Origin of the sequence: Desulfovibrio cuneatus DSM 11391, from assembly GCF_000430005.1 — a bacterium.
GTDB lineage: Bacteria > Desulfobacterota > Desulfovibrionia > Desulfovibrionales > Desulfovibrionaceae > Frigididesulfovibrio > Frigididesulfovibrio cuneatus.
Genome location: NZ_AUCY01000026.1, coordinates 1 through 13863, shown reverse-complemented (window position 1 = coordinate 13863; position 13863 = coordinate 1). Strand labels below are relative to the sequence as shown.

Annotated in this window: 10 protein-coding genes; 8 read left to right on the top strand and 2 right to left on the bottom strand. The window is 56.0% G+C overall.

Features of this window, described 5'->3' with window-relative positions; translation table 11 throughout:
• The first annotated feature begins 89 nt into the window (after positions 1–89).
• Both G497_RS0107850 and gap read left to right on the top strand, forming a co-directional pair.
• Complete coding sequence (locus G497_RS0107850; protein ID WP_027187735.1) at positions 90–656, top strand: GAF domain-containing protein; 567 nt, start codon at positions 90–92, stop codon at positions 654–656.
• A gap of 267 nt (positions 657–923) precedes the next feature.
• Positions 924–1940 (top strand): type I glyceraldehyde-3-phosphate dehydrogenase, encoded by a 1017-nt coding sequence (gap, locus tag G497_RS0107845; RefSeq protein ID WP_027187734.1) that lies wholly within the window; start codon positions 924–926, stop codon positions 1938–1940.
• Between the two features lie 296 nt (positions 1941–2236).
• Here the strand turns inward: gap and G497_RS0107840 are convergent, their stop codons facing one another.
• The gene (locus G497_RS0107840; protein WP_051257957.1) at positions 2237–2728 is read right to left on the bottom strand and encodes a hypothetical protein; all 492 of its coding nucleotides are present in this window, start codon (positions 2726–2728) and stop codon (positions 2237–2239) included.
• A gap of 661 nt (positions 2729–3389) precedes the next feature.
• Here G497_RS0107840 and G497_RS0107830 point away from each other — a divergent pair.
• Positions 3390–3839, top strand: a complete 450-nt coding sequence (locus G497_RS0107830) for a universal stress protein (RefSeq protein WP_027187731.1) — start codon at positions 3390–3392, stop codon at positions 3837–3839.
• Between the two features lie 239 nt (positions 3840–4078).
• On the opposite strand, the gene G497_RS0107825 is transcribed toward G497_RS0107830, so the two are convergent.
• Positions 4079–5164 carry an NAD(P)-dependent alcohol dehydrogenase gene (locus G497_RS0107825; RefSeq protein ID WP_027187730.1) on the bottom strand — a complete coding sequence of 362 codons (1086 nt, stop codon included), beginning with the start codon at positions 5162–5164 and terminating at the stop codon, positions 4079–4081.
• A 565-nt stretch (positions 5165–5729) separates the two neighbouring features.
• On the opposite strand from G497_RS0107825, the gene G497_RS0107815 reads away from it, so the two are divergent.
• From G497_RS0107815 to xseA, 5 genes are all read left to right on the top strand, one after another.
• Positions 5730–6722 carry an NAD(P)H-dependent glycerol-3-phosphate dehydrogenase gene (locus G497_RS0107815; RefSeq protein WP_027187728.1) on the top strand — a complete coding sequence of 331 codons (993 nt, stop codon included), beginning with the start codon at positions 5730–5732 and terminating at the stop codon, positions 6720–6722.
• 325 nt (positions 6723–7047) lie between these two features.
• Positions 7048–9051, top strand: coding sequence for a selenocysteine-specific translation elongation factor (gene selB / locus G497_RS0107810; RefSeq protein WP_027187727.1), 2004 nt, complete (start codon positions 7048–7050; stop codon positions 9049–9051).
• Between the two features lie 242 nt (positions 9052–9293).
• Positions 9294–10361 carry a flavodoxin-dependent (E)-4-hydroxy-3-methylbut-2-enyl-diphosphate synthase gene (gene ispG, locus G497_RS0107805; protein ID WP_027187726.1) on the top strand — a complete coding sequence of 356 codons (1068 nt, stop codon included), beginning with the start codon at positions 9294–9296 and terminating at the stop codon, positions 10359–10361.
• Positions 10362–10637: 276 nt separating this feature from the next.
• Positions 10638–12362, top strand: a complete 1725-nt coding sequence (locus G497_RS0107800) for a proline--tRNA ligase (protein WP_027187725.1) — start codon at positions 10638–10640, stop codon at positions 12360–12362.
• 4 nt (positions 12363–12366) lie between these two features.
• Entirely contained in the window at positions 12367–13788 is a 1422-nt protein-coding gene (xseA, locus tag G497_RS0107795) for an exodeoxyribonuclease VII large subunit (protein WP_027187724.1), read from the top strand.
• Positions 13789–13863 lie beyond the last annotated feature (75 nt).

Sequence of the window (13863 nt, the reverse complement as noted above, 5' to 3'; positions counted from 1 at the left end):
GAGCTTTTCACATTGGGCACGGCACGTGCTTTTTGCACCGTGTTTCCCACAATGGTTACTATACCCCACGCTACAACCAGGGAGGAGTCATGGTTCCCCAGCCTGTTTGTTTTTTTACCCCGCTGTATGAAGTCGCCTCTGTTATCAATTCCAGCCTGGACACCCAAACGGTGCTCCAAAAAGTAACAGAAGAAGTGGCCAAGGCCTTGAACGCCAAAGCCTGCACCCTGCGCCTGTTAGACCGCACGGGCAAGTTGCTGCTTGCCAGCGCAAGTTATGGCCTGAGCAAGGGCTACATGCGCAAAGGCTTTATTGAAGTGGAAAAAAGCCAGCTCGACGCTGTGCTGCTGAGCACTGGCAAGCCTGTATACATTAACAACGCCCAGGTGGACCCACGCTTCCAGTACCCTTCTTCTGCCATGTCGGAAGGGCTTGTTTCCATTCTTGCCGCACCGCTTCTGGTGGACCAAAAGGCCATTGGCGCCTTGCGTGTGTATGCCGCAGAAGAGCGCCAGTTTACCGAAGAAGAGAAAAACTTTTTGCTGGCAGTTTCCCACATTGCCGCCATTGCCATTGAAAATGCCCGGCTGCATGAAGCGCTGAAGTCAAACTATGAGTTATTAACGCAGTACAACTACCAGGTATTTGAAGACTAAGGAAACGCTGATGTATTCCGTTTGGCGGCGTTACTTCGCTTTTTTTGAAACAGTCAAGGACAGAAGAGTTGACCCGGCCCGTCCTGGGCCTCGGCCTTCGGCTCCCGCACTGTGTGCGGTTCCCAATTCCGCGTCAAAAAAAGCTCATGCCTTGCCAAACGAAAAAATGCAGCGTTTCCGAAGCTCTCTAAGTGCTGCTTATCTCAAAACTCATTACATTTACACTACGAAATCCCAAAGCGAATCAGCAAATAAGGAATTACCCATATGAGAAGAACCCGTATTGCCATTAACGGCTTTGGCCGCATTGGCCGCCAGGTGTTCCGCGCCCTGTACGCCATGTATGGCAGCAAGGTGGAAGTGGTGGCCGTGAACGATTTGTTCGACGCCCACACCAACTTCCATTTACTGGCCCACGACACAAACTACGGCCCTGCCCCATTCACCCCTGTGGTGGAAGGCGAAAATGTTACCGTGGGCGACTGGCACGTGCGCAGCCTTGCCGAGCGCGACCCAAAACTGTTGCCCTGGGGTGAACTGGACGTGGACGTGGTGGTGGAATCTACCGGCATTTTCCGCACCGCCCTGCAAGCGGCAGTACACCGCGAAAACGGCGCAAAAAAGGTCATTATTACCGCCCCTGCCAAGGAAGAAGACCTGACCATTGTGCTGGGTGTTAACCACCTGGAATACGACCCCGCGCGCCACCACGTGGTTTCCAATGCCTCATGCACCACAAACTGCCTGGCCCCGGTGGCCCTTATTATGCATAATGCCTTTGGCATTCAAACCGGGGTTATGACCACCATTCACGCCTACACCAACGACCAGCGCATTCTGGACCTGCCCCACAAAGACCTGCGCCGTGCCCGCGCTGCCGGGTGCAACATAATTCCCACCTCCACCGGGGCTGCCCAGGCTGTGGCCAAGGTTATTCCGGCGCTTAAAGGCAAGTTTACAGGCTATTCATTGCGGGTGCCCACCCCCACTGTTTCAGTGGTGGACTTCACCGCCATTCTGGAAAAAAGCACAGATACGGAAACACTGCAAAATGTGCTGAAGGCAGCAGCCGAAGGCCCCATGAAAGGCATTCTGGGCTACAGTGAAGAGCCACTGGTTTCCAGCGACTTTAAAGGCGACCCGCGCTCTTCCATTGTGGAAGCAGAATACACCAACATTACTGGCGGCAACGTGGCAAAAGTAGTGGCGTGGTACGACAACGAATGGGGCTATTCCTGCCGGGTGGCAGATTTGATTGACCTGATGGCCCAAAAAGGCTTTTAAGGGAAACGCTCATTTTTTCCGTTTGGCTGCGTTGTTTCTCGATTTTTGCAAGGGGGCAGGACAAAAGAGTCCAGCCCCCTTGCAAAAATCGCTCGCGCCTTGCCAAACGAAAAAACTGAGCGTTTCCCAATTGCAATGTAACTAGTGCTCCCTAAGAAGTCGCTGAGTTATTAGCCCCCCCACAAATACCCATAAAACAATAATCCCCTTGCAAGGTGTTTGCCTTGCAAGGGGATTATTTGTAACACGTACTCTACAGGAACATCTGCATTCCAGTACAGCAATAGAACTGCCTTCTACAAGTAGTCGCCCCGGTTAAACTTGAACGTTTCAGTTGTGGCAAGCACATCCAGTTCATTCAAAACAGAGGCAAGGCCCGGCTGACTTTGTGCCAGGTTTGGATACTCTTGCTTGAAAGCAGCAATGTCCTGAGTCATTTTTTCAAGCGCGCTGTAAGCGGAACGCAAGTTTCCCTCAGCTTCATTGCCAAGTTCGCCAGCATAGGCTTCAAACGATGAAAAAATATCCTCAAGCCGCGCGCCTGCCCCGGCAAGCACGGGTTGTTCCGGTTGGGCTGCATACCCTAAGTCTACTTGGCCCATAAGGTTTGGGGCCAGTATGCCCTGAACCCTTGCCGTTTCCGCACTTGCTTCAGAGGCAACACCAGGAGCCACCGTGGCACTTAGCTGTTCTGCCATAAGGGCTTCAAACCCCACAGGGGCATCTGCCTTTTTACGGCGTGGTTCCAGCTCTTGCAGGGCAGCCAACTGTTCGTTGGTTATTTTCATAACGCCTCCAAAGTCATTGATTGCAAATTGCTATGCAAAAAAGTTGCCAAGCAACGGCAAATTCTTACCTACCAAATATTATTGAACAAAAAATTTCAAGGCTCGGCATTTTTTTCCTTGCTGCAACACCCGTTGCCTGGCAGTGCCCCTTTTGCACCGAAAAAAACCCACCCGGCCCCTTGGCGCGGCAAGAATTGCCTGCCCCCCTAGAGAATTTTACCGTTAAAAAGCTCTCTCCATTTGCAGTTAAGCGCGTGAAGGATTTTATATAACAGCGTGTTATGATAAAATACAACGACACGCTTCATGGGTGCCCGCAAAGCGTCTACAAAGCAATTTTATCATACAAATGCTCTCAAAGCCAACAGACAGTGAGAAATACGTAACATAAACCAAGGAATTTTCAATGTAAATTTACTCGGGTGAAAAAAAGCACAATTTTCACTCGACTCTATCATAAAAAAGCACTAAACTATACATACGTCTTTCCACAAAGTGTGCATGTTTTTCATACGATGACTGATGCGACAAGCATACAAGCCGTAGCTACCAATGCAGCAAAATGTACGCACGCCCTGAACAGCAGGGCAACGCCGCCAGAGGGTTCATACCCACCTGCCTGGCAACAGGGCAAGAACATAGGGTACATAAGGAACGAGCCATGAAAAAGATTTCCAAAATTCTGTGTGCAGTCGACCTTTCCCAGCACAGCGAAGAAGTTGCTTCTTACGCCACAACCTTTGCCAAAGCCTTGGGGGCAGAAATCATTGTGGTATATGCCGCACCAGATCTTGCCCAGTATGTTGGCCTGCATGTGCCCCCCAGCTCCCTTGAAGGCACGGTGCAAAAAATTGTTGCCGGGGCTGAAAAAAGTATGGAAGAATTTGTAACCGCCACCTTTAAGGAAGTAAAAACAAAGGGTGTGGTGGTGCATGGTTACCCGGCAGAAGAAATTATTGAAACGGCCAAGGCCAGCGGGGCAGACATGATCATTATGGGCACCCACGGGCGCAAGGGCTTTGACCGCATCCTGTTCGGCTCTGTTGCTGAACGGGTGGTGAAAAGCGCCTCCATTCCCGTGCTGACTATTCGCCCTTCAAAAGTATCATAACGAGCATATAATACAGCAGCCTCTCCCCCAGGGGCAATTTCACTTTGAAATTGCTCGGAGGCAGGAGGTAGACTGTTCAAACAAAAAGGCCGCAATGCGGCCTTTTTGTTTGAACAGCTTTTTTGAAAAGACAAGGGCAAACTCCCCCGCCCCTTGAGGGAACCAAAGCAGGTTGAGATGTGCGGGGGGGTGCCCCACAACACATCTCAACAAAACCTAGGAGGAAAAAACACCGGCAACTAAGGCAGCCGGAGCACTGGCTTTACGGTAAGCCCCTTGTGCGAATCTTGAAACGCCTGCTCTATATCTTTAAAATCGTAATACTTAATGAGTTTATCAAAGGGGAATTTACCTTGTTTGTAATATTCCACCATTTGCGGAATGAAGGTGTGGTAGGAAAGGTTACCTTCATTGCTCCCCACAATGGTTTTGCTGCCAATAATCAGGTCCATGGGGTCGAATGTAAATTTATTGCCCACACCACACAGGGCCACTTTCCCAAGGGCACCAAGGCTTGCCAGGGCTATGGTAAACATGGCCGGGGCTCCTGTAGTTTCAAAGGCAAGGCTTGCCCCCCTGCCGCAAATACGGGTAACTTCGGCAGGCACGTCTGCCACTTCCTTCCTGTTAATGGTGTGGGTTGCGCCCAGTTCCAAGGCAAGTTTCAGTTTGTCCGGCGTACCGCCCACTGCAATAATATGCTTGCAGCCAGCTATTTTTGCCGCCATTACCCCGGTTAACCCCAGCGAACCACAACCAAAAATAACCAGGCTGTCTTCTGGCCCCGCTTTCAGGCAACCAAGCACAGTGCCTGCCCCGGTTTGAAAGCCGCACCCCAATGGCCCCAACATGGCGATATCGACCGTCTTATCAACCTTTACAAGGCTGGTGGCATTGACCACAGCATATTGCGCAAAAGTAGACTGACCAAAAAAGTTTTTAATTTCCTTACCATTTTTGGAAATTCGGCTGGTGCCATCCTGCATTTTACCGCCAATGTTCAACGCCCCCATATGCGGGCAGGCAAATGGCATGCCTTTGGTGCAGTAGTTGCAAGTGCCGCAGGAAGCAACGGTTATCACTACATGGTCGCCCGGCTGAAAGTTTTTTACCCCAGCCCCTACGCGTTCAACAATGCCGGAACCTTCATGCCCCAACACCACAGGCGGCTCAATCATCCACTGGCGGCCACCTTCATCAGTATGGCACACGCCTACAGCAACAACTTTAACCAGTACCTCATTTTCTTTAGGTTCTGCCAGGTCCACTTCCTCAAAAACAAACTGCCCACCCTGTTCATAAAGCACTGCAGCCAACATTTTCATACCTGCAACCTCCACTGGTTATGTGCCAAGCTGGCATGAATAATGCCAGCCTCCCTTCCCAGCCTTTACCAACAGCCCTGCACACAGGGCAGCACTGCTTCCACAGGCACGTCACCAACGTGCCAAAGTCTGGAAAATCGGCATCTTCAATATAGAACACCTCTCTATCTAATTGTCAAATTACATGTCCTTTTATTTCCACTCGCCTCCTGGGCCCTTGCCAATGGTCATTCCTGTACTGCAGAAAAGGGGTCTTGCTTCCACCAACTATTACCCACCGGGACAAAGGCATTGCCCGCAGGCTACGCTACGCCTTCCTCATGACACAGTTTTTTCTCAGCACCACGCAACAGCGTGCTAAAGATGCACCCATTCCCCCAACGGCACAGGAAAAACAGCCCTCTGCCCATAAAAAGCCTCATCCCAGCCTTTTCAGGCGTTGGTTTATCTGCCATAATGGCAGTGGCAGGTGCTTCTTTGCTATTTGCAACAAAAACCCGCTCTGGTAGCAGGCCTGGCAGCAACGCTCTTTCCAGAATCTTTTTGCTTTTTTGAAGGAATGACTATGCACATTGCGGTTATTGGGGGTGGCAGTTGGGGCACGGCACTTGGGCACCTGTTTGCAGGCCAGGGCCACAACGTGACCATGTTGCTGCGTAGTGAAGAACAGGCAACCGCCATTACCCGGCAGCATGAAAACCCGCGGTACTTACCAGGGCTTGCCCTGCACCCTGCCCTTGCCGCCACCACCAGCCCGGAAGCTGCCCTGCACAAGGCTGAAATTTGCCTTTTGGCCGTGCCCTGCCAACACATGCGGGCAACCCTTGCCCCCCTTGCCCCCCTGGTGCCCCACAGTGCCATTCCCATTTGCACCAGCAAAGGCATTGAAGTGGCCAACGCCTGCACCATGCAGCACGTAGTAGAAGCCGTGTGGCCCACCCAGGCCACCAATTATGCCATTTTATCCGGCCCTTCCTTTGCCCATGAAGTAACGGAAGGCAAACCCACTGCCGTGGTGCTGGGGTGCGGCCCACAAGCCCTGCGGGCCACCCTGCGTGAAGCCCTTTCTTCTTCCCTGTTCCGGGTGTATTCCAGCCCGGACGTGACCGGGGTGGAGCTTGGCGGTGCCCTGAAAAACGTCATGGCCATTGCCGCAGGCCTGTGCGACGGCCTGGAACTGGGGCACAGCGCCCGCGCCGCCCTCATCACCCGCAGCCTTGCCGAAATGAGCCGCCTTGGGGTTTCCCTTGGGGCGCAAGCCCCTACCTTTATGGGGCTTTCCGGCATGGGCGACTTGGTCCTTACCTGCACCGGGGACCTTTCCCGCAACAGGCAAGTGGGCCTGCGCCTTGGCAGGGGGGAAAGCATGGAGCATATTACTGCCAGCATGCGTAACGTGGCAGAAGGCGTAAAAACCACCGACGCCGCCTGTACCCTGGGGGCACAACTGGGGGTAGACCTGCCCGTTGCCCAGGCAGTGCGCCGCATTGTTCAGGAAGGGGCCAGCCCGCGCCGGGTGGTGGGGGAACTGATGAACCGCGCCTTGCGGGATGAATAAGGGCTGAAACGCCCGTTGCAACTGAAAACTACTCTATTTTATTTGGGAAGGCTCTGCCTCCCCAAACCCCTCCGCCAAGGGCATGATTGACTCGGCCCTTCCTGGGCCTCGGCCTTCGGCTCCTGCCCTGTGGGCAGTTCCCAATTGTGCTTCCTGCACAATTGTCCTCTTGGAACCCCACATCAGCATTCAGTTTTTCGCATGGCGAAAAGCTGAACGCAAATGGGGGTCAAGGGGAATCATTCCCCTTGCAGGGGCTGGGGGACAGCGTCCCCCAATAAAAATCAAGAAAAGTCATGCGCAATTTTTTCCAAAAGGAGCCTTCATGCCTTTGGTAGTAGGAACAGCAGGCCACATTGACCACGGCAAAACAAGCCTTGTGCGCCGCCTTACCGGCACAGATTGCGACAGACTGCTTGAAGAAAAAACCCGTGGCATTACCATTGAACTGGGGTTTGCCCACTTGCCCCTTTCCGGCGGGGGGCGTCTTTCCATTGTGGACGTACCCGGCCACGAAAAGTTTGTGCACACCATGGTGGCGGGCGCTTCTGGCATCGACTTTGTGCTGCTGGTGATTGCCGCGGACGAAGGCGTTATGCCCCAAACCCGCGAGCACCTGGAAATATGTTCCCTGCTTGGCATTGGGCGCGGGGCCGTGGTCATTACCAAAACAGACATGGTAGACGAAGAACTGCTGGAGCTTGCCCAGGAAGACATTGCCGCCTTTTTGCATGGCACGTTCATGGAAAACGCCCCTGTGTTTCCCCTTTCAGCCCACACCGGGCAAGGCATGGAGCCGCTGGTGGCCTTTTTGGAAGAACTGGCCACCACCCTGGCCCCCAAGCGCCGGGCCGACCTGTTCCGCCTGCCCGTAGACCGCGTGTTCACCATGAAAGGGCACGGCACAGTGGTCACCGGCACCATGATTTCCGGCACAGCCGCCGTGGGAGAAGACGTAACCTTATACCCGCGCCTGCTGCCCAGCCGTGTGCGCAGCCTGCAAAGCCACGGCAGCACCGCCCAAAGCAGCCCTGCCGGGCAGCGCACTGCCATTAACCTGCAAAACCTTGCCGTGGAAGACATTCACAGGGGCGACGTGTTGGCCCACCCCGGCACCCTGTTCCCCAGCCAACGGTTTTTGCTGGAGCTCACCTGCCTCTCTTCTTCCCCCCGGCCCCTGAAGCAGCGCACCACCGTGCACCTGCACCACGGAGCCAAAAGTGTGCAGGCCCAGCTCTATTTCCCGGAAGTAGACCAGCTTGGCCCAGGGGAAACCGCCCTGTGCGAGGCCCGCTTTACCGAGCCCATGGTGGGCGTGTTTGGCGACCGCTGCGTGCTACGCTCTTTTTCTCCCTTGCGCACTGTGGCAGGGGGCGTGCTATTGCACCCTCTGGGCCTTGGCCTGCGCCGCAAAAGCAGCCATTTTGCCAGCCAGTGCGCTGCCCTGCACCGTCTTGCCACCACCATTGCCCCCACTGCGCCACCACAGCAGGCAGCAGGCGAGCCGGAAGGTAAAGGGGCTAAAAAACAATCACTCCCCCCGGAACAGCAGCCCGACGCCTTGCAAGCCATTGCCGCCCTTGACCTTGCCGGGGAAGCAGGGGCAACCTTCCAAGAACTGGCGGTGCTTACCAGTGCCGGGGCCAAGCCCCTGGAAAAGCTTTTGGCCCACCTTGGGGCAAAGCAACTTGCTTTTTGTGTAGACAAAGAAGAACGCCGCTACCTGGGGGAAGGGGCCATTGGGCACCTTTCCGAAACCTGCCTTGCCGCTGTAACTGCCCACCACAAGGCAAACCCCATGAAGCAGGGGCCAGGCCGCAACGAAATGCTTTCCGGCTGGGGAAAAAGCCTGCCCCCCAAGCTGGCCCATTTTATTATGGAGCGCCTTGTGCGCCAAGGAACACTAGTACTGGCAGGCGACGTGCTGCACCTGCCGGGGCACAAGGTAAGCCTTGCTTCCGACCAGGGCAAACTGCGGGCCGCCATTCTACAAGCCCACACCCAGGGGGGCATTACCCCACCCAACATGAAAGATGTGCTGGAAGCCCTGCAAACAGACCCCAAGGACGCAGCAGCGGTTATCAAGCTTATGCAGGACGATGGCGAAATTGTGAAGGTGGCTGATGGCATTTGGTACGAAACCAAAGCCCTTGATAGCCTGAAAGAGAAAACCGTACGCTGGTTCGACACACACCAAAGCATTGACCTGGCAGGCCTGAAAGAAGTAACAGGACTTTCACGCAAGTTTCTTGTAGCCCTATTGGAACACTTCGACACCATACGCCTAACAGTCCGCGTTGGTGACGCCCGCCAATTACGGCAAAAATAGGAAGTGCTGATTTTTGTTGGGGGACGCTGTCCCCCAATCCCCCTGCAAGGGACGTGACGCCCCTTGCAGGGGGACAATTGTGCAGGAAGCACAATTGGGAACTGCCCACAGGGCAGGAGCCGAAGGCCGAGGCCCAGGAAGGGCCGAGTCAATCATGCCCTTGGCGGAGGGGTTTGGGGAGGCAGAGCCTTCCCAAATAAAATCAATAGTATTCTCTCATACAGCATAATGATGAGGCATAGATGAACAACCACACCACCCGGCAAATTCACATAGGTTCTGTTCCCATTGGGGGCGGTGCCCCTGTGGTTGTGCAAAGCATGACCAACACAGACACGCGGGACGTGCCCGCCACCCTGGCCCAGATAGAGCGCCTTGCTGCCGCCGGGTGTGAAATTGTGCGTGTTGCCGTGCCAGACGACACCGCCGCCAAAGCCATGCCCGCCCTGTGTGCTGCCTCCCCCCTGCCTGTGGTGGCAGACATCCATTTTGACGCCCGCCTTGCCGTGGCTAGCCTGGAAGGGGGCGCCGCAGCCTTGCGCATTAACCCCGGCAACATTGGCGGCCCTGCCAAGGTAGACATGGTGGTGGACGCTGCCAAGGCTCACAAGGCCCCCATTCGCATTGGGGTAAACGCAGGTTCACTGGAAAAAGAACTGCTGCACCGCTTCCACGGCCCCACCCCGGAAGCACTGGTGGAAAGTGCCATGAGCCATGTGGCCCTGTTGGAAAAGCGCGGGTTTGAGGCCATCAAGATTTCCCTGAAATCGTCTTCTGTGCCAGACACTTTAGCCGCGTACCGCCTGCTGGCCAGCCGTTGCCCCTACCCCCTGCACACAGGCATTACCGAGGCAGGCACCCTGCTACGCGGGGCAGTAAAATCGGCTGTAGGTATTGGCATATTGCTGTCTGAAGGCCTCGGTGATACTATCCGCGTTTCCCTCACCCACGACCCCGTGCGGGAAGTGGAAGTGGCCTGGCAAATTCTGCGCTCCCTTGGGCTGCGCCAGCGTGGCCCGGAGATAATTTCCTGCCCCACCTGCGGCCGCACGGAAATTGACCTTATTGGCCTTGCACAAGCGGTGGAAGAACGCCTCGCCCATGTTTCCCAAACGTTCACCGTGGCCGTTATGGGCTGCGTGGTGAACGGCCCCGGCGAAGCACGCGAAGCCGATGTGGGCATTGCTGGCGGCAGGGGCAAAGGCATCCTGTTCCGCAAAGGACAGGTGGTGGGCTCTGTTACCGGAGGCCAACAGGAATTACTCAATGCCCTGATGCAAGAAATTGAGGCTTTTTTACAAGAACGCTAATTGGGGGACGCTGTCCCCCTCCGCCAAGGGCATGATTGACTCGGCCCTTCCTGGGCCTCGGCCTTCGGCTCCTGCCCTGTGGGCAGTTCCCAATTGTGCTTCCTGCACAATTGTCCTCTTGGAACCCCACCTCAGCGTGCAGCTTTTCGTTTTGCGAAAAGCTGCACGCAAATGGGGGTCAAGGGGCGTCACGTCCCTTGCAGGGGGATTGGGGGACAGCGTCCCCCAAATCATAACTGAACACGACCAACACTAATTATATTACGGAGAAATACCATGCGCTGGAGCCGATCCTACATTCCCACCCTGAAAGAAGCCCCTGCTGATGCAGAAGTCATAAGCCACCAGCTTATGACCCGTGCTGGCATGATCCGCAAGCTGGCGGCGGGCATTTACAACTACCTGCCCCTTGGCCTGCGGGCCATTGCCAAGGTTTCCAACATTGTGCGGGAAGAAATGAACCGTGCAGGCTCGCAGGAAGTGCTGCTGCCCGCCGTACAGCCCGGCGATTTGTGGGTTGAGTCTGGCCGCTGGGAATTATACGGCAAGGAACTGCTGCGCTTTACCGACCGCCACGACCGCCACTACTGCCTTGGCCCCACCCATGAAGAAGTGATGACCGACCTGGTGCGCGGCGAAGTGCGCTCCTACCGCCAGCTTCCCCTTTCCCTGTACCAGATTCAAACCAAGTTTCGCGACGAAATTCGCCCCCGCTTCGGCCTTATGCGCGGGCGTGAATTTATTATGAAAGATGGCTATTCTTTTGATAAGGACGACCAGGGCGCAGACATCAGCTATCGCGCCATGTACGACGCCTACAACCGCATTTTCAGCCGCCTTGCTTTGAAGTTTCGCCCGGTGGAGGCCGATTCCGGCTCCATTGGCGGCAGCTTTTCCCATGAATTCATGGTACTTGCCCAAACCGGGGAAGACACCGTGGTGTCCTGCACCGGGTGCGACTATGCCGCCAACCTGGAACGCGCCGTGGCCAAGGTAGCGTATACCCCCAGCAGCGTAGACTGCCCCCCCTGTGCTGAAGTGTTTACCCCGGCCCAACATTCGGTGGAAGAAATTTCGGCCTTCCTGCAAGTGCCAGCCTTCCACATTGTAAAAACCATTTTGCTGGATGTAGACGGCAAGCCCGTGGCAGCTTTGGTACGCGGCGACAGGGAACTGAACGAAATCAAGGTGAAAAACCACCTCAATGCCGACGAAGTGCACCTTGCTACCCCAGAACAGGTGCAGCAATGGACGAAAGCCCCTGTGGGCTTTGCCGGACCAGTAGCACTTGAAGTGCCCACCATTCTGGCAGACCTTGAGCTGGAACAGCGTGAAGGCTGGGTGGCTGGTGCCAACAAGGCAGATAGCCACCTGACCAACGTGAGCCTGCGCCGCGACGCCAAAATAACCGCCTATGTGGACCTGCGCACTGTGGCAGAAGGCGATACCTGCGTGCGCTGCGGCGCAATGCTGGGTACAGCACGGGGCATTGAAGTGGGCCACGTGTTCAAGCTGGGCACCAAATATTCCAAAGCCATGAAGGCTGTGTTCCTTGACGAAACGGGCGCGGAAAAAGATATGATTATGGGCTGTTACGGCATTGGGGTAACCCGTGTGGTGGCTTCCTGTATTGAACAGAACCATGATGATAAAGGCATTGTGTTCCCCCCGCCCATGGCCCCCATGGAAGTGGTGCTGCTGTGCCTTGACCCTGCCAATGAAGCGGTATTTGGCCCGGCAGAAGAAATGTACCGCCAAATTCAGGAACTTGGGCTGGACATACTGCTGGACGACCGTGAAGAGCGCCCCGGCGTGAAGTTTAACGATGCCGACCTTATTGGCGCGCCCATGCAGCTTGTGGTGGGGGCCAAAGGCCTTGCCCGTGGCGTAGTGGAAGCCAAAAACCGTAAAACCGGAGAAAAGGTGGAACTGCCCGCCCAAGGGTTTATGGAAGCCTTTGTCACCTGGAAAAACAGCGTTTACGCCAGTTGGGGTATGTAGCCCCATGGCAGGGGAAGGACAAATCCTTTCCGTTACCGCCCTCACCCGGGCCATTAAGGCCCGGCTTGAGGGCGCGTTTCCGTTTGTGTGGGTGCGCGGGCAGGTCACCAACGTTTCCCGGCCTGCCTCCGGGCACCTCTATTTTTCCCTGCGCGATGCGGAAAATACCCTGGCTGCCGTGTGGTTCAAGCAACAGCAAACCCGTGCCCAGCAGTTCGACCCCCTGACCGGGGAAGTGTTTGAAGAAGGCACCCGCCCCAACCTGGCCCAAACCCTGGCCAACGGGCAGGAAATTATTTGTGCGGGCCGCCTTACGGTATACGGCCCCCGTGGCTCCTACCAAATGGTGGTGGAGCTGGCGGAAGAAGCAGGCATTGGCAGTTTGCAGGCAGAATTTGACCGCCTGCGGGCCAAGCTGTATGAGCTGGGCTACTTCAACCTGGAACGCAAGCGCCCCCTGCCCAGCCACCCCAAGAATATTGCCCTTATCACCTCCCCCCACGGGGCAGCGGTGTACGACTTTTTACGCATTGCCGAAACACGGGGCCACGGCAGCACCGTGCGCCTGTACCCTGTGCAAGTGCAAGGGGCAGAAGCGCCGGAAGCCATTTTGCGGGCCATAACACGTATTCGCCAGCAAGGGCAGGCAGACGTTATTGTGCTGGTACGCGGTGGTGGTTCCCTGGAAGATTTGTGGGCCTTTAACGATGAACGGGTTGCCAAGGCCGTGTTTGAAGCCCCGGTACCCGTGCTGGCAGGCATTGGCCACGAGGTGGACTTTACCCTGGCAGACCTCACGGCAGACGTGCGCGCCGCCACCCCCACCCATGCTGCCCAATTACTCTGGCCGGAACGCACCGCCCTGTATGAGCGGCTACATACCCTGCACACCAAGCTGCACGCCGCAGGCACCCGCCAGCTTACCCAACGTGCCGGGGTCCTTATCCATTATACCCAGGCCCTGCACTGGCAAAGCCCCCAGCGCAAGCTGGCCCTGTGGGGGCAGCGCTTGCAAAACCTTACCGAAGCCCTGCGCCGCTCCCCACCCCAGAATATTGCCACCCAGGCTGCCCAGTTGGCCCGGCTGCACGTAGGCCTTGGCCGCGCTGCACAGCGCCTGCCCCGTGAACAGGCCCGACTTGCTTCCCTTACCCAGCGCCTTGCCCACAGCGGCGACATGCGCGTTATGGAAGCCCTGCACCGCGTGGAACGCCTTAGCCTGCGCCTGGAAGCCGTGAACCCGCACGCACCCCTGGCCCGCGGCTATGCCCTGGTGCAAAACAGCCAAGGCCAGTTCATACGCAGCGCCAATGCCGTAACCCCCGGCCAGCACCTGCACGTGACCCTGCACCAAGGGGCCATTGATGTAACGGTGGACGGGGAAGAAAGAGATAAGAATGTGGGGGAGGGAACCCCAAGGGCTTGAAGCCCTTCTGGTTCCCTCCCCCACACCCCCACCCTCCTCCACCCCATTTTGGGGTACTGAATAAAAAACAGCGTG